We start from the raw sequence: 16,573 nt of genomic DNA on the forward strand, positions 1-16,573 counted from the left end.
CCTTGGCGGGGGCGGCTGCTGCGGGCTCAAGGATACCGGCGCGGCGAGACACCTCCAAGCGCGCCCCGCCCGCGGCGGTGGCGCCAGCGGCGCAGGTCCGCCGGGTCGTCGACGTCCCAGGCCGCAGAAAGCTCCCGCCAGCGATACCCGCCCCGCACGAGCCGGCGCCGCGTGCAGGCCATGACCCGCTGACCGCCCCAGGGAATACCGCGAAAGATCGACGGCATGGGCCCGCGGATACCCACCAGCGCGTAGCCGCCGTCCTCGGCGGGGGCGAAGACGGCGGGAAAACCGGACTCCAGCGCGTGGAAGGCATCGGCCACGTGCCCTGGTGTGATGCCACCGCAATCCGCGCCCACGAGCACCGGCAGCCGGCCCGACGCCAGTGCCGTAGCCAGGGCGCGGTGCATCCGCCGACCGAGATCCCCCTGACCCTGGGGGCGGAATCGTGCCCCATGGCGGACAGCCAGCCGGGTCAGACCGGGATGCCGGCCGCCATCCCCCCAGAGCTCGACCTCGGTGGCGAGGCCGGCGCCGGCCAGCCGGGCAAGGGTGTCGTGAAGCAGGCTATGGTAGGCGGCGAGCGCCGCCCGTTGCCCGATACGGCGAGCCAGGCGCGTCTTCACCCGTCCCGCCACCGGGGGTTTGGCGAAGATCAACAGCCGCCGCACCGCTTCCCCTCCCCCACGCTGCCCCCGGATCCGTAGTAGCGGGCGTGGAGCACCGAGGGATCGGCCCCACGCCAGTAGGCATAGCGCAAGCGCCACATCAGGCTAACGGTGCGCCAGATCCCATGGACCTCCCAGCGCCGGCTCGAGGCCCAAAGCGGGCCGGCCAGGCAATGGGGCATGCCGAGCCGCTGGCGAAGCCGCGTGGAAAGCGCCACGTCCTCCATCAGCGGTTGTTCCGGGAAGCCGCTAACGGCGCGAAACGCCTCATCGCGGACGAAGATGCCCTGATCTCCGGTGGCGATACCGCTCAGTCGCGAGCGTGCGTTCATGGCAGCGGCGATCACCCGAAAGATCGGGCGCGGGCACGAAAGGCGCACGTCGAAGCGCCCCCAGGCGGCGTCCTCGGCATCGGCATCCAGGAGCTGCGTGCGCAGCCGCGAGGGGACCCGTGAATCGGCGTGCACGAACCACAGCAACCGCCCGCGGGCCGTGGCCGCCGCGGCATTCATCTGCCACGCCCGCCCCGGCGATGCGCTGATCACGCGATCCGACCCGGCCCGGGCCAGCTCCTGGGTCCCGTCGCGGCTGCCACCATCGCAGACGATGACCTCATCGCCGGCGGCCCGCCAGGGCTGCAGATCGGCCAGGAGGGCCGGCAGATTCCCCGCCTCGTCCAGTGCCGGAATGAGCACCGAAATCCGCGGATTGTCGGGCCGCGCCATCGTCACGATTGTCCTATTCATGTAATAGGTGTTCGCCGATAATGCACGGAGAGACACCCTGACGGTATAGGGGAATTCCCCAAGGAGATTGGCAGATGAAGGCACTGGTCTACCACGGGCCCGGCAAGCGCAGCTGGGAGGAGAAGTCCCGCCCCGAGCTGGAGAAGCCCACCGACGCGGTGGTACGCCTGACGCACACCACCATCTGCGGGACCGACCTGCACATCCTCAAGGGCGATGTCCCCGCCGTGGAGGACGGGCGCACCCTAGGGCACGAGGGCGTTGGCGTGGTGGAGTCCGTCGGCGAGGGCGTGGCCAACGTGCGCCCGGGTGACCGTGTGCTCATCTCCTGCATCACCTCCTGTGGGCGCTGTGACTACTGCAAGCGCGGCATCTATGCCCATTGCCGCGACGGCGGCTGGATCCTCGGCCACCTGATCGATGGCACCCAGGCGGAGTACGTCCGTATCCCCCACGCCGACAACAGCCTCTATCCCCTGCCCGAGGGACTCGACTCCGAGGCGGCGGTGATGCTGAGCGACATCCTCCCTACCGGCCACGAGATCGGCGCGCTCAATGGCGAGGTAGGCCTCGGCGACACCGTCGCCATCGTCGGTTCCGGACCCATCGGCCTGGCGGCGCTACTCACTGCCCGGTTTTACTCACCCGCGCGGATCATCATGATCGACCCCGACGAAAACCGCCTGTCGATGGCACGCAGCCTCGGCGCCACCGACACCATCGCCGGCGATGCCGTGGATGCCGTGATGAAGCTGACCGACGGCGAAGGCGTGGACGTGGCCATGGAGGCGGTGGGCATCCCGGAGACCTTCGATGTCTGCCAGCGCATCGTCCGCCCGGGCGGCCACATCGCCAACATCGGCGTGCACGGCAAGAGCGTGGAGTTCCGCCTCGAGGAGTTGTGGATCAAGAACGTCACCATCCGCACCGGCCTGGTCAACACCAATACCATACCGGTGCTAATGCGCATCCTCGAATCCGGCGGCGTGGACGCGGCCGGGCTGATCACCCACCGCTTCGGCCTCGACGAGATCGAGGCCGCCTACGAGGCCTTCTCCCGGGCCGCCGAGGAGAAGGCGGTGAAGATGCTGCTCACCGCCGAATGAACAGGGACCCGCGGGGCCACACCGTCCGGCGGGTTTGGCATCAAGCGGGGCCGGTGATATACTTTCGCCGCTTTCATAAGGGGCCGTAGCTCAGTTGGGAGAGCGCTAGAATCGCACTCTAGAGGTCAGGGGTTCGACTCCCCTCGGCTCCACCAGACATCGCCGACCAATCGTGAGCAACGGGCCTTCGCGGGTTGACCAGCCCAAGGCCCGGCCACGCTTGCCACCCCCATCTCCCATTTTCTTCGTACCGTACGCACCATCGCCGTTTATGGCGGTAAGCCCTCGCGCATACGGCGTTCGTCGGCATTGTGTTGACTGTTCGTTCCACACCCGTCACGCTTTCCCCATGCCATGGGACAAACAGTACAACACCGATGAGGTCGTGGACCGGGCCATGCGGCTTTTCTGGGCGCAGGGCTACGAGGGGAGCTCGGTGAGCGCCCTGGTCGGCGCCACCGGCATCAACCGCGGCAGCCTCTATGCGGGCTTCGGCGACAAGCGCGGCCTGTTCCTGGAAAGCCTGCGCCGCTACGACCGCCGCCAGCGCGAGGAATTCCTGGCGCGCCTTGCCGAGAAACACACGCCGCGCGAGGCGATACTCGCGGCCTTTGATGCCGCAGCGCACGGCGCGCGGGGGGCACCGGGCGGCTGTCTGCTCGTCAACTCCGCCCTCGAGGTCAGTCCCCACGATGCCCAGGTGCGCGAGCTGGTCAATTCCGCCCTCGCCGCCGTGCGCGGGTTCTTCCGTGACATGGTGAGACAGGGACAGCAGGCAGGGGAGCTCCCGACAACCCTTGACGCGGAGGAGACCGCAGAGGCCCTCCTGGGCCTGTTCCTCGGGCTGCGCGTGCTCCATCGCTCGGAAGCGGATCCCGCCATGCGAGAAGCGGTGGCCTCCCGGGCACGGACGCTGCTTGAGTAGTTTTTTTGGCAAGTTTGGAACGATCGTTCCACATACAGAGAGGAGAGATGGAAATGGCTGTTTCCTACATCGAACGTGAACAGGCCGATGCGGCCACGCGAGCCTTCTACGACGCAGCCGAGGAGCGCTTCGGCGCGCTGCTCAATATCTTCAAGGTGTTTGGGCACCAGCCGGAATACGGCCAGGTGTTCACCGACACCATTATGGCCATCCTCAAGGATGGCGTCCTCGACTGGCAGACCAAGGAGCTGTTGATCCTCAAGGCCACCCAGGGCAACGACTGCCAGTACTGCGTGGTCCAGCACGAACGGCTCTCCGACATGCTGGGGATCCCCGAGGAGAAGGTCGCGGACCTGGACGGGCTGAAGTACCGGGACAGCCCGCAGTTCAGCGACGGCGAGAAGGCATTGCTGGATTTTGCCGTCCAGATCGGCGAGGACGCGAACCGGGTGCCCAAGGAACTCTGGGAACGCCTGCACAAGCACTGGAGCGAGCCGCAGATCGTCGACGCCGCCTTCGTCACCTGCACCTACATTGCGGTCTCGAAGTTCGGCGACGCACTGGGGGTCGCGCTTGAACCCATGTTCGAGGGCGTAAACCCGAAGCTCACCATCTCACACTGAAGTCAGCGGGGGCGCGGCCGGCGCCGCGCCCCAACACAGGGGGCAAACATCATGCAGGTAGAGATATTCACGGGCCCCGGCTGCGGCTACTGCGAACGGGCCAAGCAACTCCTTGCCGAACATGGGATCGCCTACAGCGAGCGGGACATTAGCGAACCCGAGGTCCGCACGGAGTTCATGGAACGCCTACCCCGGGAGCGCTCGATCCCGCAGGTCTTCATCGATGGGACCCACATCGGTGGCTACGAGGACCTCAGGATTCGGCTCCAAGGGGGTGGTGAGGCCGGTGGCGCAATCTAGCGCACAGCAGGGGAGACAGTCCGTGAAAGGCCGGGTCGACCGGACCGCGTCAGGGGGTTGGAACGACGGCGGGGCGAGCGTTTGGGACCAGCGGACAGGGCGGGTATACTGCGATTCCCCGCCCCGGTAGCTCAGCCGGATAGAGCAACCGCCTCCTAAGCGGTAGGTCACAGGTTCGAATCCTGTCCGGGGCGCCATTCCACCTCGCCGCCGCTGGCACATCCCCTACCGGCCTCCTATCATGGCGGAAACCACACAAGGAGGCGACGGCATGTTCAACTCCCTGCTCTGTCCGTTGGATGGCTCGGCCAACGCGCGACGTGCCCTCATCCTGGCCATCGACCTGGCCGATCACTACGGCGCCTCACTGATCCTGCTCCACGGGCTGTTGCGGAATGCGGATTCCGAGGGGCTGCAGCGCTTCGCCGAGATCGAGGGCCTCGCCGAGCAAGTGGAGCCGGAGCTCCAGCGGCTGGAAACCACCACCAACCGTTTCAACCTGAACTACCGCCCGTCCTTCGAGGAGAGCACCGTCTCGACCAAGGCGCTGCGACGGATCGGCGAGCATATCCTGGACAATGGCGTGGCAGAGGCGAAACAGGCGGGGGTCACGGACGTATCCACCCTGCTCGTGGATGGCGACCCCGCCGATCAGATCCTCGGTGCCATCGAGGCCCACGGCGTCGACTGCGTGATCATGGGCTCCCGCGGCCTCAGCGGGGTCAAGGCGATGGTGCTCGGCAGCGTCTCCCGCAAGGTGACCGATCGCGCGCCGTGCACCTGCATCACGGTCAAGTGACGCGCACGCGATCGCGGCCGGCACGCTTGGCGCGGTAAAGGGCCCGGTCCACCCGGCGCAGGGCGCTGTCGGGGTTGTCCTCACCAGTGAGGACGGTCACACCCAGGCTGATGGTGACCCTGCCGACTCCCACGAACGGTGTCCCGGCTATCGCCTCGCGCAGGCGCTCGGCGAAGATGTGCCCCCCCTCTAGGTCGGTATCCGGGAGCACCGCCACGAACTCCTCACCACCCCAGCGGGCGAGCAGGTCGGCATCCCTCGCCTCGGCGCGCACCCGGTGGGCAAGCTCGCGCAATACCTCGTCGCCGGTGGTATGACCGAAGGTGTCGTTGATCGCCTTGAAGTGATCCAGGTCGAACATCACCAGGACCGCGTCCGCGCCGTAACGCCGGCACCGGGCCAGCGTCTCCACCAACACCTCCTCGAAGCGCAGCCGGTTATACAGCCCCGTGAGCCGGTCCATGGTGGCCTCTCGGGCCAGCGCGGCCTCCAGGCGCTTTTGCTCGGAGATGTCGCGGATGATGGTGGAATAGCGCGCCACGGCCCCGTGCTCATCGTAGTGCGCGATGATCACCTGGGAGACGGGGATCTCCCGGCCGTCCGGGGTACGCAGGGCGCTCTCGCCGCGCCACAGGCCCTTGTCCCGGGCCACCGGCGCCACGTTCTCGCGCAGCTGCTGCTGCGCCCAGGGCGGGTGCGGGGCCAGCTCGCTGAGCGGCATCCCCCGGAGCGTCGGCGGCGGCTCGCGATTGTCCCCATCGGTGTGGCCGCCGAAACCAAACAGCTCGAGACCGCTGCGGTTCATATAGAGCAGGCCGCCGCCGGCATCGGTCATTGCCACCACATCCGGGGTGGTATCCAGGATCTCCAGGAGCAGGCCGCGGAAGGTCTCGGCCTCGCGCTCGGCGGTGACGTCCTTGACGATGCCATCGAATGCCTCCGTCCCATCCGGCAACGTCACAAGCCTCGCAGTGAGCTGCACGAACAGCGGACGACCCCGCAGGGTTCGCAGCGCCAGTACCCGGCCCTTGATGCAGCCCGTCGCGCGCAATTCCCGGTCCACATCGGCGCGTTCCGCCGGGTCCCGGTAGAGGGCGCTCACAGCAGTATCCTTCAGGATCTCCACTGAGTTCGCCCCAAAGATCTCCACCATGGCCTGGTTCACTTCGAGGAACCGGCCGTCCGGGCCCGGTGTATTGCGGAACACCCCCAGGGGCAACGCATCGAAGAGGTCCCGGTAGACCTCCAGCGCTTCCTGTTGGCGATGGAGCTCGGAGACGTCGTGGATGATCGACAGCAGCAGCCGCCGACCGCCCACGTGGATAGGGCCGGAGTACACCTCTACATCACGGACACTGCCGTCGGCGATGCAGTGCCGGAAACGGAAGTAGCGGCGATGCTCGCGTTCCGCGAACGCCATCTCCCGGCGCACCTCCGGCTCGGATAGGGTGTTGATCTGCTGGATCCGCATGCCGGTGAGCTCACCCACGGACCAGCCATAGAAACCGGCCGCCGCGGGGTTGGCGTCGACGATCTCACCGGTTTCCGGGTCGATAAGGAGTTTGGGCGCCGCGTTGCGGGTGAAGAACTCGGTGTAGGCGCGGCCAGCGCCGTCCTGGAGCTTGTCGGCATTAACGTCGTTCACGATCGCAGTGCAGCCCCTTTGCATTGGTGAAAGATTCGTGAATGTGCGGACGCTATCACAAAATAATCCGTTCCTCCCCGAGCCACCCGACGAGTGGTCAGACCATCGCGAACCACGTGTCGATGCGTTCCCCCACCCCCATCAGGAGGGCGAGCAGGATGGCATAACGGGCCGCCTTGCCGATGCCGGTGAGCAGGAAGAACAACCAGAACGGCACCCGCATCAGGCCCGCAATGAAAGTCAGCGCATCACCACCCACGGGCGCCCATGCGAGCAGCAGCGACCACACACCGTAGCGCTGAAACCAGCGCTGGGCCGGCCCCAGGGCACGTTCGGGGAACGGGAACCAGCGCCGGTCGCGGAAGTGCAATAGGTAGCGGCCGAGGATCCAGTTCACCGCGGAGCCGAGGGTGTTGCCGGCGCTGGCCCAGAGCCACAGGGCGAGGGGGTCATAGCCTGCCGCGAGCAGCCCGCCGAACATCACCTCGGAATACGCCGGCAGCACGGTGGCGGCGAGGAAGGCGATGGTGAACAGGCTCAAATAGGCCGTCACGTCGGCGCCCCCGGAACCAGCGGGGCCGCCGCGCTGTGACGGGCGGCGTCCACCAGGGCTCGGAAGATGGAGCGCTGGCGTCGGCCGTAGAGCAGGAACTCCGGGTGCCACTGCACGCCGATCACGAAGGCGCCGGTGGGATCGGCCGCCTCCACCGCCTGGACAATGCCGTCGGCGTCCCGTGCCGCCACCCGCAACCCATCCCCCAGGCGGTCGATGGCCTGATCGTGGAGGCTGTTCGCGCGGATGCGGTCATTACCCAGGAGGCGCGCCAGGCGTGTCCCGGCGACCAGGCTCAGCGTCTTTACCGGCAGCAGTGTACGCCGGCCGGAGGTGGCACGGCGCCGATCCCGCAGGCTCTGGTGGAGGCTGCCGCCACGGTAGACGTTGAGCAGCTGCGCGCCGCGACAGATGCCCAACAGGGGCAGACCCTGCGCCAGGGCGGCGTCGATGACGCGGGACTCGAAGGCGTCACGCTCGGGATCGTAGCGCGGGCGCACCGCCGGCGTCTGGGCGTACAACACCGGATCGACATCGTGGCCGCCCGAGATCACCACGCCATTGGCGCGCACCTCCGCGAGGCTGTCACCGGCATGGAGGTGACGGGGCAGCGCCCCGGCCAGTCGTAGCCCCAGGTCGATACACAGGCGCGGCCCCAGACCCCCGCGAGCCGGACCAGTGACCACGACTACAGGCCGTCGTCGGCGTCCAGCCATTCAGTGACCTGCTCCAACCAGGGGTGGCCGAGGGCCTGAAGCGGATGATCCAGATAGTCGAGGTAGGCCGTGGCGACGGACCGCAACCGCTCCTCGTCACTGGCGAGGCGTTCCACGCACACCCAGTCGTTCCAGGCACCGCCAATGCCCCAGCCCGGCCGATCCACCTCGCTGTTGGGGAGGCGGTAATGGAGCGCCGGCCGGGCCTTGATCCGCGGATCGTCCAGCGCGGCGCGGACCCGCCGGGCATCCAGATGGGTGAACAGCGGCAGCAGATCCAGCGCCCGGTTGCGGGTGGGGTTCGCCGCCAGGTAATCGTCGATCAACTGCTCCAGCGAGGGCTGGTATCCCGGATCCACCACCCGGCGTACATAGGCGCGCGGGAAGGGGTCGATGTAGGTGGTAAGCCGCCGTGTGAGGTCCACCCGTGCCCGCTCCTTGAGCCAATCGAACAGGCAAAGGAACGCCCGCAAATAGCGGGAAATGGTTTCCGGGTCCAACGCGGGCATTTCCGGATTGAGCTGCAGGCCGAAGGCATAGACCAGGCCACCGCCGGTGCCCCGCGCGCCACCCTCCCGCAGCGCCTCGATGACCTCGTCGGCGACGGTCAAATCCCGCAGCCGCAGCGGTGGCGAGACCACCTCCACCGGTACCACCTGCTCGGCACCCAACCGGATCACCGTCTCCATGGCCTCGCCGGTCACCGACTCGGCGGGGCCGCGCCCCCGCCCTTTTAGGTACGCGAAATCCAGCTCGACGACCCACTCGCCGCGGGCATCGCCGATGATTCGATACTCATACCGGCTGATCGCCTCCGTGCACCCACCGACCACGGCCGCCACCACCGCTGCGGCGGCCGGCACGTCCAGACCCGCCAGCTCGATCTCGACGCCCACGTGACGCTCCCGACCGTCTGCGCCATGGCGGCGAGGCGGCAGCCTCAGGGTCTCACGGGACACGTTCCAAACCCCCGGCGGCGCACGGCCGGCGCCTAGCGGCGCCGACGCTTGGACTTCTGTTTCTTGACATGGGCCATCAACCGGCGACGCCGTGCCTGCTGCCGCGGGCTCAGCGGATTGGGCCGATCGGCGTAGGGATTCTCACCGGTGCGGAATTCCAGGCGCAGCGGCGTCCCCCACAGATCCAGCTCGCGGCGGAAGGTATTCATGAGGTAACGCCGGTAGGCCTCGGGGAGGCGGGCGGTCTGATTGCCGTGGATGACGATCACCGGCGGGTTGCGACCGCCCTGGTGGGCATACCGGAGCTTCACCCGCCGGCCGCGGACCAGCGGCGCCTGATGGGCGGCGGTGGCGTCCTGGAGGATCTGGTTCAGCCGCGCGGTCTCCAGGGTCGCCGTGGCCGCCGCATGGGCCCGGCCGATCGCCTTATAGAGCAGGCCTACCCCGGTGCCGTGGAGCGCGGAGATGAAGTGCACGCGGGCGAAGTCCAGGAAGCCGAGCTTGATGTCCAGGGAACGGCGCACGGCCCGCTTCTGATCCGCGTCCAGCCCGTCCCACTTGTTCACCGCCAGCACCAGGGCCCGCCCCGCCTCGATGACGTGGCCCACCAGGTGGGCATCCTGCTCGGAGACGCCCTCCCGGGCATCCACCACCAGGAGCACCACATGGGCGGCCTCGATGGCCTGCAGGGACTTGACGACGCTGAACTTCTCCACCGTCTCCCGGACCCGGGCCCGGCGCCGCACACCAGCGGTGTCAATGAGGGTATAGGGTCGGCCATCCCGCTCGAAGGGGATGAAGATGCTGTCCCGGGTAGTACCGGGCCGGTCGAAGACCAGCACCCGCTCCTCACCGAGCATGCGGTTGATCAGCGTGGACTTGCCCACGTTGGGCCGCCCCACCACCGCCACGCGAACGGCCGCCGGATCCTCGGCCACCGGCGAGGCGGCCCCGCCCTCCCCGACCTCAGGTAGCCCGGCCAGCACCGCTTCCATCAGCGCGGGGACGCCTCGACCGTGCACGGCGGCGACCCCTTGGGGCGTACCGATGCCGAGGGCATGGAAATCAGTCAGCGCCAGGCGCTCGTCGACGCCGTCGGTCTTGTTCACCACCAGCCATACGGGCTTGCCCGTGCGTCGGAGCGCCTCCGCCAGGGCCTGATCCGCGACAGTGACACCGCTGCGGGCATCCACCACCAAGAGCACAGCGTCCGCCTCTTCCACGGCGAGCCGCGCCTGCTCATGCATGCCGCGATGCACCCCCTCCTCGTCCTCTCCCATGCCCCCGGTATCCACCACGATATAGGGGCGCGGCCCCACGCGGCCGATGCCGTACTGGCGGTCCCGGGTGAGCCCCGGGTAGTCCGCCACCAAGGCATCACGCGTGCGGGTGAGGTAGTTGAATAGGGTGGACTTGCCCACGTTGGGGCGCCCTACGAGGGCGATGACCGGATCCATCGATACACCGTGCCGGCGAAACGGCGTCAGGATACCAGAAAACCCCGGCGGCCATGCCGCCAGCGGCTCAGGCGGCGGGTTCCGGGGCGGCGCCGAAGGCGGCCTCGATCAAGCGCCGGGTATAGGCCTCCGCCGGACGCGTGAACAACCGTTCCGCCTCCGCGGCCTCCACCACCCGCCCGTCCTTCATCACCAGGATACGATGGCTCATGGCCCGGACCAGGGCCAGGTCGTGGCTGATGAACAGGTAAGCCAGGCCGTGCCGGGCCTGCAGGTCGCGAAGCAGGACCACCAGCTGGGACTGCACGGTGCGGTCCAGCGCCGAGGTGGGCTCGTCGAGGACCAGGAGGTCGGGCTTGAGGACGACGGCCCGGGCCAGCGCCACCCGTTGGCGCTGGCCGCCCGAGAGCTCATGGGGAAAGCGTCGCGCCAGTTCCGGGCCCAGCCCCACCTCTTCCAGGGCTTGGGCCACGAGATCGCCGCGCTCGGTGGCGCTGTCGGCCAGGCGGTGGACGCCGAGCCCCTCGGCGACGATCTGCTCCACCGAGAGACGGGGGTTGAGGCTCCCGAAGGGGTCCTGAAAGACCACCTGCATCCGCCGCCGCAGCGGCCGCAGGGCCCGAGCCCGGCGCCGGGAGATGTCGTCGCCGAGCAGGACGATTCGGCCGCGGGCCGGCTGCAGGCGCAGCAGGGCAAAGGCCAGGGTGGTCTTGCCCGATCCGCTCTCGCCTACAATGCCCAGGGTCTCGCCACGGCGCACCACCAGGGAGACCCCATCCACGGCACGGACATGGCTACGAACCCGACGCAGCAGGCCACCGCGGAGCGGGAACCACACCTTCATGTCCTCGGCCTCGAGGACGGTCTGCGCCTGCGCGGCCACCGGTGCCGGTCGTCCCGTCGGCTCGGCCGCCAGCAGCTCTCGCGTATAGGCATGCGATGGCGAAGCGAACAAGGCCGCCGCGAACCCCTGTTCCACCACGGTGCCGTCCTTCATCACCGCCACCCGGTCGGCGACTCGGCGCACCACGTTGAGGTCATGACTGATGAACAGCATGGCCATGCCGAGCCGTCGCTTGAGGTCCGCGAGCAGGTCCAGGATCTCCGCCTGGATGGTGACATCCAGGGCCGTGGTGGGCTCGTCGGCGATGAGCAGGGCAGGGTCGTTGGCGAGTGCCATGGCGATCATCACCCGCTGGCGCTGCCCCCCGGAGAGCTGGTGGGGATAGGCGCGCAATCGGCGCTCGGGCTCCGGCAGCCGTACCAGCTCCAGGAGCTCCAGCACCCGGCGCCGCCGCGCCGCGCCGGTGAGGCCACTGTGCAGGGTGAGGCTCTCCCCGATCTGCTTCTCGACGTGATGCAGCGGATTCAGTGAGGTCATGGGCTCCTGGAAGACCATGCCGATCTCGCCGCCGCGCAACGCCCGCAGACGCGCCTCACCGGCACCGAGGATGTCCTCGCCGCGGTAGCGGATCCGGCCGGCGGGATGGCGGGCGTGGGGATAGGGCAGCAGACCGAGCACGGACAGCGCGGTCACCGACTTGCCGGACCCGCTCTCGCCCACCAGGGCGAGGGTCTCCCCGGCACGCACGGATAGATCGACGCCACGGACCACGTCCTGGGCGCCAAAGGCCACGGCGAGCTCGTCGACGGCGAGCAGGGCCCCCTCAGCCATGGACACCCCCCTGCAGGGTCTTGCGCGGGTCGAAGGCGTCCCGGGCCGCCTCGCCGATGAACACCAGCAGCGAGAGCATCACCGCCAGGGCGACAAAGGCCGTGATGCCGAGCCACGGCGCCTGCAGGTTGGCCTTGCCCTGGGCGAGGAGCTCGCCCAGTGACGGGGCCCCGGGCGGCATGCCGAAGCCGAGGAAGTCCAGCGAGGTCAACGCGGTAATCGCCCCGGTCATGACGAAGGGCAGGAAGGTGATGGTCGCCACCATCGCGTTGGGCAGGACGTGGCGGGCGATGATCACCCCATCGGATACGCCCAGGGCCCGGGCCGCCTTGACGTAGTCGAAGTTGCGCACGCGCAGGAACTCCGCGCGCACCACACCCACTAGCTGGGTCCAGCTGAACAGCAGCAGGATCAGCAGCAGCCACCAAAAGCCGGGCTGGACGAAACTCGAGAGGATGATGATGACGTACAGCGCCGGCAGGCCCGACCAGATCTCGATGGCGCGCTGGCCGAGCAGGTCGGTGAGCCCGCCGAAGTAACCTTGCACCGCGCCGGCGGCGACGCCGATCACCGAGCTGGTCAGGGTCAGCAGCAACCCGAAGAGCACGGAGATACGGAAGCCATAGATCAGTCGGGCCACCACGTCCCGGCCCTGGTCGTCGGTGCCCAGCCAGTTCTCCGCGCTCGGCGGCGCCGGTGCCGGCACCTCCAGCTCATAGTTGATGGTGTCGTAGCTGTAGGGCACCGGCGGCCAGAGCATCCAGCCCTTCTCCTGGATCAACGCCCCTACCTCCGGGTCCCGATAATCCGCGGGCGTGGGCAGGAAGCCGCCGAACTCCGTCTCCGGGTAGTCCGACAGCACGGGGAAATAGCCCGCGCCGTCGTACCAAACGAACAGGGGCCGGTCATTGGCGATGAGCTCGGCACACAGGGTCACGGCGAACAGCGCCAGGAACAGCCACAGCGAATACCAGCCCCGCCGGTTGGCCCGGAACTGCGCCCAGCGGCGGCGATTGATGGGGCTGAGACGGGGCCGGCGCATTCAGCCCTCCCGGGTCTCGAAGTCGATGCGCGGGTCCACGAGCACGTAGACGAGATCGCCGATGAGATTGAGCACCAGCCCGAGCAAGGTAAAGATGAACAGCGTCCCGAAGACCACGGGGTAATCGCGGTTGACCACGGACTGGAAGCCGAGCAGACCGAGGCCGTCCAGGGAGAAGATCACCTCGATGAGCATGGCCCCGGTGAACAGGATACTGATGAATGCCGCGGGCATTCCGGCGATGACCACCAGCATGGCGTTGCGGAAGACGTGGCCATAGAGCACCCGTCGCTCGGCAACGCCCTTGGCCCGGGCGGTCACCACGTACTGCTTGTGCACCTCCTCGAGGAAGGAATTCTTGGTGAGCATGGTCAGGCTGGCGAAGCCGCCGATGACCAGCGAGATCACCGGCAGGGTGATATGCCAGAAGTAGTCGGCGATCCGTGCCGGCCAGGACAGCTCCGCCCAATCCTCGGAGACGATCCCACGCAGGGGGAACCAGTCGAGATAGGTACCGCCGGCGAACAGCACGATGAGCAGGATGGCGAACAGGAAGCCGGGCACCGCATAGCCGACGATGACCACCCCCGAGGTCCAGACATCGAAACGGCTGCCGTCGCGCACCGCCTTGCGGATGCCCAACGGGATGGAGACCAGGTAGGTGATCAGCGTGGTCCACAGCCCCAGGGAGATCGAGACCGGCAACTTGTCCGCGATGAGCTCGGTGACGCTGCGGTCGCGGTAGAAGCTCTCGCCGAAGTCCAGGTGCAGGTAATCCCAGACCATTTTGAAGAAGCGCTCGTGAGCGGGCCGGTCGAAGCCGAACTGGGCCTCCAGCTCGGCGATGAACTCCGGCGGTAGGCCGCGGGCGCCGCGGTATTCCCCATCGCCGCCCCGGGTATCGCCAGCGCTGCCGGCGAACTGGCTCGTGCTGAGATCCGTGGTGCCGCGCACCTGGGCGGTGATCTGCTGCACCGGCCCACCCGGGGCGAACTGGACGATAACGAAATTGAGCAAAAGGATCCCGAACAGCGTCGGGATCATCAGGAACAGCCGCCGCGCTATGTAGGCCGGCATTGATTCAGCCGGCCCCACCCTCCGGCGGCGTCGGCCCCGCCGGCACGTGGATGCTGTTGACCGCCTCTTCGATGAGGGCGTCCACGTCGGGCGTGACGCCACCTTCGGCGGCGCCGCCCACCTGGTCGCTGGTCAGGGCGAGCTGCGTCGACTTCTCCATCCCCTCGATGATCAGCGACTGCAGCTCCGCGTCGCGCCGCAATCCCTCATCACCGTTCCAGAGCATCTGGACGACGGCCACGTGGGCGTCCTGCGCCCGTTGGCGCACCCGCTGCTCGATGCGTGCGGCGCCTTCGTGCAGTGCATCCGCCATGTTCACCTCCTCACTGTCAGCGCTGGATCCGCGCGGCCTTCTCCGAGTCCACCCACCAGCTGTCGAGGGCCAGCCCATAGGGCGGCGCGTGCTCCGGCTGCCCAAATTTGTCCCAGTAGACCAGCCGGAAGTTCCCGGAATACCAGTGCGGGATCATGTAGGACCCCCAGAGCAGGGCCCGGTCGAGGGCCCGCGTGCGCGTAACCAGGGCCTCCCGGCTGGGTGCGTTGATCAACCCGCTGACGAGGGCATCGATGGCGTCGTTGCAGATCCCCGCATAGTTCTGGCTGCCCGGGGTGCGGGCTGCCTCACAGCTCCAGTAATCGCGCTGCTCGTTACCCGGCGACAGCGACTGGGGGATGCGCTCGACGATCATGTCGTAGTCGAAGCTCTGGACCCGGTTCTGGTACTGGGTCGGGTCCACGGTGCGCACCTCCGCGTCGATGCCGAGGCGTTGCAGGTTCTTCACGAACGGCAGGGTCACCCGTTCCATGGAGGCGCTGTCGAGCAGGATCTCGAAAGCGAGCGCCTCGCCGCTGTCCTGGTGGACCATCGTCCCGTCCTCGATGCCGTAGCCCGCCTCGGCCAGCAGCTCCACCGCCCGGCGCAGGTTCGCCCGCAGCCCGCCCTCACCGACAGTGGACGGTGGTTCGAAATCCTCCGTGAACACCCGCTCCGGGAGCTGCTCCCGGTACGGCTCGAGCACCGCCCGCTCCGCCTCCGCGGGCGGCCCCTCAGCGGCCAGCTCGGAGTTCGCGAAATAGGACTCGAGGCGTTTGTAGGCGCCATGGAAGAGCTGGCGGTTGGTCCAGGGGAAGTCGAAGGCATAGCCAATCGCCTCGCGCACGCGCGGGTCGGCGAACAACTCGCGGCGGGTGTTGAAAAACCACCCCTGCGCGCCGAAGGGCAACCCGTGTTCGATCTCCTGCTTCACCAGACGGCCGTCCTCAAGGGCCCGGATGTCATAGGCGGTGGCCCAGTTCTTGGCCACATTCTCGGTGCGCAGGTCATAGTCGCCGCCCTTGAGCGCCTCCACCGCAACGGTGGCATCCCGGTAGTAGTCGTAGGTTATGCGATCAAAATTGTAGCGGCCGCGGTTGACCGGCAGCTCCTCCGCCCAGTAGTCCTCGACGCGCTCATAGACGATGCGGTTACCGGGGTCCACCTCGGCGATGCGATACGGGCCACTACCCAGTGGCGGCTCCAGCGTGGTGCGGTCGAACTCCCGATCCTCCCAGTAATGGCGGGGCAGCACCGGGAGCTGGCCGACGATCAGCGGCAGCTCCCGGTTGTCTCCATCGTCGAAATGGAAGGTAACGGTGCGCTCACCCTCCGCCTCCACCCGTTCGACGTTGCGATAATAGAAGCGGTACTGGGGATGGCCGTCCTCACGCAGCATCCGGAAGCTGAAGACTACGTCCTCGGCGGTGATGGGTTTGCCGTCGTGGAAGCGGGCGGCCTCGCGCAGGCGATAGCGCACCCACTCCCGCCCGGGACCGATCTCGATATCCCCCGCAACAAGGCCGTACTCGGTGAAGGGCTCGTCGAGGGAACGCACGGTGAGGGTATCGAACACCTGCCCGAGGCCGGCGGCGGCCGTGCCGCGGAGGATATACGGGTTGAGGCTATCGAAGGTCGCCGCGGCCGTATTGGCCAGGCGTAGCGTCCCGCCCTTGGGGGCATCCGGGTTGACATAGTCGAAGTGGGCGAAGCCCTCGGGGTACTTCGGCTCGCCGTACAGGGCCACGGCGTGGGCCGCCCCGGCCGACGGCGTCACCGCCAGTATCACCAGCGCGACGGCGCTGCGCTGCCATCCCCTAACTGTCATGGGCTCCTCCCCGCGGGACTGTCGGAGGGGCATAGTAGCACCGCCGCCGCGATGGCGAACAACCTCGGGCGCGGCGGGCTCGTGTACCATCACCCTCGGCGGTTATTATCACCGACCAGCTCAGACCAAGGCAGAAACCGG

Annotated in this window: 17 protein-coding genes and 2 tRNA genes; 7 read left to right on the top strand and 12 right to left on the bottom strand. The window is 67.9% G+C overall.

Annotated features, from left to right (window positions below; all coding sequences use genetic code 11):
• Nucleotides 1-26 precede the first annotated feature (26 nt).
• Together ACQ754_RS12240 and ACQ754_RS12245 are read right to left on the bottom strand one after the other, a co-directional pair.
• Entirely contained in the window at nt 27-671 is a 645-nt protein-coding gene (locus ACQ754_RS12240) for a TIGR04282 family arsenosugar biosynthesis glycosyltransferase (protein ID WP_440997321.1), read from the bottom strand.
• Nucleotides 656-1,414 (bottom strand): TIGR04283 family arsenosugar biosynthesis glycosyltransferase, encoded by a 759-nt coding sequence (locus tag ACQ754_RS12245; RefSeq protein WP_440997322.1) that lies wholly within the window; start codon nt 1,412-1,414, stop codon nt 656-658. Before ACQ754_RS12245 ends, ACQ754_RS12240 begins: the two co-directional genes overlap by 16 nt.
• A 74-nt stretch (nt 1,415-1,488) precedes the next feature.
• On the opposite strand from ACQ754_RS12245, the gene ACQ754_RS12250 reads away from it, so the two are divergent.
• The 7 genes from ACQ754_RS12250 (at nt 1,489) to ACQ754_RS12280 (ending at nt 5,167) form a co-directional block, all read left to right on the top strand.
• Nucleotides 1,489-2,520, top strand: coding sequence for a zinc-dependent alcohol dehydrogenase family protein (locus ACQ754_RS12250; protein WP_440997323.1), 1,032 nt, complete (start codon nt 1,489-1,491; stop codon nt 2,518-2,520).
• 79 nt (nt 2,521-2,599) lie between these two features.
• Nucleotides 2,600-2,675, top strand: a tRNA-Ala gene (locus ACQ754_RS12255).
• A gap of 194 nt (nt 2,676-2,869) precedes the next feature.
• Nucleotides 2,870-3,445: a TetR/AcrR family transcriptional regulator gene (locus ACQ754_RS12260; RefSeq protein ID WP_440997324.1), complete on the top strand. Its 576-nt coding sequence runs from the start codon at nt 2,870-2,872 to the stop codon at nt 3,443-3,445.
• A 53-nt stretch (nt 3,446-3,498) separates the two neighbouring features.
• On the top strand, nt 3,499-4,068 hold the full coding sequence (locus ACQ754_RS12265; protein ID WP_440997325.1) for a carboxymuconolactone decarboxylase family protein: 570 nt from the start codon (nt 3,499-3,501) through the stop codon (nt 4,066-4,068).
• A 51-nt stretch (nt 4,069-4,119) separates the two neighbouring features.
• Nucleotides 4,120-4,368, top strand: a complete 249-nt coding sequence (locus ACQ754_RS12270; RefSeq protein ID WP_440997326.1) for a glutaredoxin family protein — start codon at nt 4,120-4,122, stop codon at nt 4,366-4,368.
• 120 nt (nt 4,369-4,488) lie between these two features.
• Nucleotides 4,489-4,565 (top strand) — tRNA-Arg (locus ACQ754_RS12275).
• A 74-nt stretch (nt 4,566-4,639) separates the two neighbouring features.
• On the top strand, nt 4,640-5,167 hold the full coding sequence (locus ACQ754_RS12280) for a universal stress protein (protein ID WP_440997327.1): 528 nt from the start codon (nt 4,640-4,642) through the stop codon (nt 5,165-5,167).
• Here the strand turns inward: ACQ754_RS12280 and ACQ754_RS12285 are convergent.
• From ACQ754_RS12285 to ACQ754_RS12330, 10 genes are all read right to left on the bottom strand, one after another.
• Nucleotides 5,160-6,812 (bottom strand): diguanylate cyclase, encoded by a 1,653-nt coding sequence (locus ACQ754_RS12285; RefSeq protein WP_440997328.1) that lies wholly within the window; start codon nt 6,810-6,812, stop codon nt 5,160-5,162. The genes ACQ754_RS12280 and ACQ754_RS12285 overlap by 8 nt on opposite strands.
• 97 nt (nt 6,813-6,909) lie before the next feature.
• Entirely contained in the window at nt 6,910-7,365 is a 456-nt protein-coding gene (locus ACQ754_RS12290; protein ID WP_440997329.1) for a YqaA family protein, read from the bottom strand.
• Entirely contained in the window at nt 7,362-8,081 is a 720-nt protein-coding gene (locus ACQ754_RS12295) for a gamma-glutamyl-gamma-aminobutyrate hydrolase family protein (RefSeq protein WP_440997330.1), read from the bottom strand. The genes ACQ754_RS12290 and ACQ754_RS12295 overlap by 4 nt, the downstream gene beginning before the upstream one ends.
• Nucleotides 8,054-8,977: an amidoligase family protein gene (locus ACQ754_RS12300; protein ID WP_440997331.1), complete on the bottom strand. Its 924-nt coding sequence runs from the start codon at nt 8,975-8,977 to the stop codon at nt 8,054-8,056. The genes ACQ754_RS12295 and ACQ754_RS12300 overlap by 28 nt, the downstream gene beginning before the upstream one ends.
• Before the next feature lie 95 nt (nt 8,978-9,072).
• On the bottom strand, nt 9,073-10,497 hold the full coding sequence (gene der / locus ACQ754_RS12305; protein ID WP_440997332.1) for a ribosome biogenesis GTPase Der: 1,425 nt from the start codon (nt 10,495-10,497) through the stop codon (nt 9,073-9,075).
• 67 nt (nt 10,498-10,564) lie between these two features.
• Complete coding sequence (locus ACQ754_RS12310; RefSeq protein WP_440997333.1) at nt 10,565-12,172, bottom strand: ABC transporter ATP-binding protein; 1,608 nt, start codon at nt 12,170-12,172, stop codon at nt 10,565-10,567.
• Entirely contained in the window at nt 12,165-13,214 is a 1,050-nt protein-coding gene (locus ACQ754_RS12315) for an ABC transporter permease (RefSeq protein ID WP_440997334.1), read from the bottom strand. The genes ACQ754_RS12310 and ACQ754_RS12315 overlap by 8 nt, the downstream gene beginning before the upstream one ends.
• Nucleotides 13,215-14,291 carry a microcin C ABC transporter permease YejB gene (locus ACQ754_RS12320; protein ID WP_440997335.1) on the bottom strand — a complete coding sequence of 359 codons (1,077 nt, stop codon included), beginning with the start codon at nt 14,289-14,291 and terminating at the stop codon, nt 13,215-13,217.
• Between the two features lie 4 nt (nt 14,292-14,295).
• Nucleotides 14,296-14,604, bottom strand: coding sequence for a hypothetical protein (locus ACQ754_RS12325; protein WP_440997336.1), 309 nt, complete (start codon nt 14,602-14,604; stop codon nt 14,296-14,298).
• Nucleotides 14,605-14,620: 16 nt separating this feature from the next.
• Nucleotides 14,621-16,432 carry an extracellular solute-binding protein gene (locus ACQ754_RS12330; RefSeq protein WP_440997337.1) on the bottom strand — a complete coding sequence of 604 codons (1,812 nt, stop codon included), beginning with the start codon at nt 16,430-16,432 and terminating at the stop codon, nt 14,621-14,623.
• Nucleotides 16,433-16,573: the final 141 nt, after the last annotated feature.

The organism is Arhodomonas sp. SL1 (assembly GCF_052060015.1).
In the GTDB taxonomy this organism is placed as follows: Bacteria; Pseudomonadota; Gammaproteobacteria; order Nitrococcales; family Nitrococcaceae; genus Arhodomonas.

Bases quoted from the DNA above. Each gene is read 5' to 3' on its own strand.
- ACQ754_RS12245 (WP_440997322.1), bottom strand. From the start codon at position 1,414: ATGAATAGGACAATCGTGACGATGGCGCGGCCCGACAATCCGCGGATT.
- ACQ754_RS12250 (WP_440997323.1), top strand. From the start codon at position 1,489: ATGAAGGCACTGGTCTACCACGGGCCCGGCAAGCGCAGCTGGGAGGAG.
- ACQ754_RS12260 (WP_440997324.1), top strand. From the start codon at position 2,870: ATGCCATGGGACAAACAGTACAACACCGATGAGGTCGTGGACCGGGCC.
- ACQ754_RS12265 (WP_440997325.1), top strand. From the start codon at position 3,499: ATGGCTGTTTCCTACATCGAACGTGAACAGGCCGATGCGGCCACGCGA.
- ACQ754_RS12270 (WP_440997326.1), top strand. From the start codon at position 4,120: ATGCAGGTAGAGATATTCACGGGCCCCGGCTGCGGCTACTGCGAACGG.
- ACQ754_RS12280 (WP_440997327.1), top strand. From the start codon at position 4,640: ATGTTCAACTCCCTGCTCTGTCCGTTGGATGGCTCGGCCAACGCGCGA.
- ACQ754_RS12295 (WP_440997330.1), bottom strand. From the start codon at position 8,081: ATGGCTGGACGCCGACGACGGCCTGTAGTCGTGGTCACTGGTCCGGCT.
- der (WP_440997332.1), bottom strand. From the start codon at position 10,497: ATGGATCCGGTCATCGCCCTCGTAGGGCGCCCCAACGTGGGCAAGTCC.
- ACQ754_RS12310 (WP_440997333.1), bottom strand. From the start codon at position 12,172: ATGGCTGAGGGGGCCCTGCTCGCCGTCGACGAGCTCGCCGTGGCCTTT.
- ACQ754_RS12315 (WP_440997334.1), bottom strand. From the start codon at position 13,214: ATGCGCCGGCCCCGTCTCAGCCCCATCAATCGCCGCCGCTGGGCGCAG.
- ACQ754_RS12320 (WP_440997335.1), bottom strand. From the start codon at position 14,291: ATGCCGGCCTACATAGCGCGGCGGCTGTTCCTGATGATCCCGACGCTG.
- ACQ754_RS12325 (WP_440997336.1), bottom strand. From the start codon at position 14,604: ATGGCGGATGCACTGCACGAAGGCGCCGCACGCATCGAGCAGCGGGTG.
- ACQ754_RS12330 (WP_440997337.1), bottom strand. From the start codon at position 16,432: ATGACAGTTAGGGGATGGCAGCGCAGCGCCGTCGCGCTGGTGATACTG.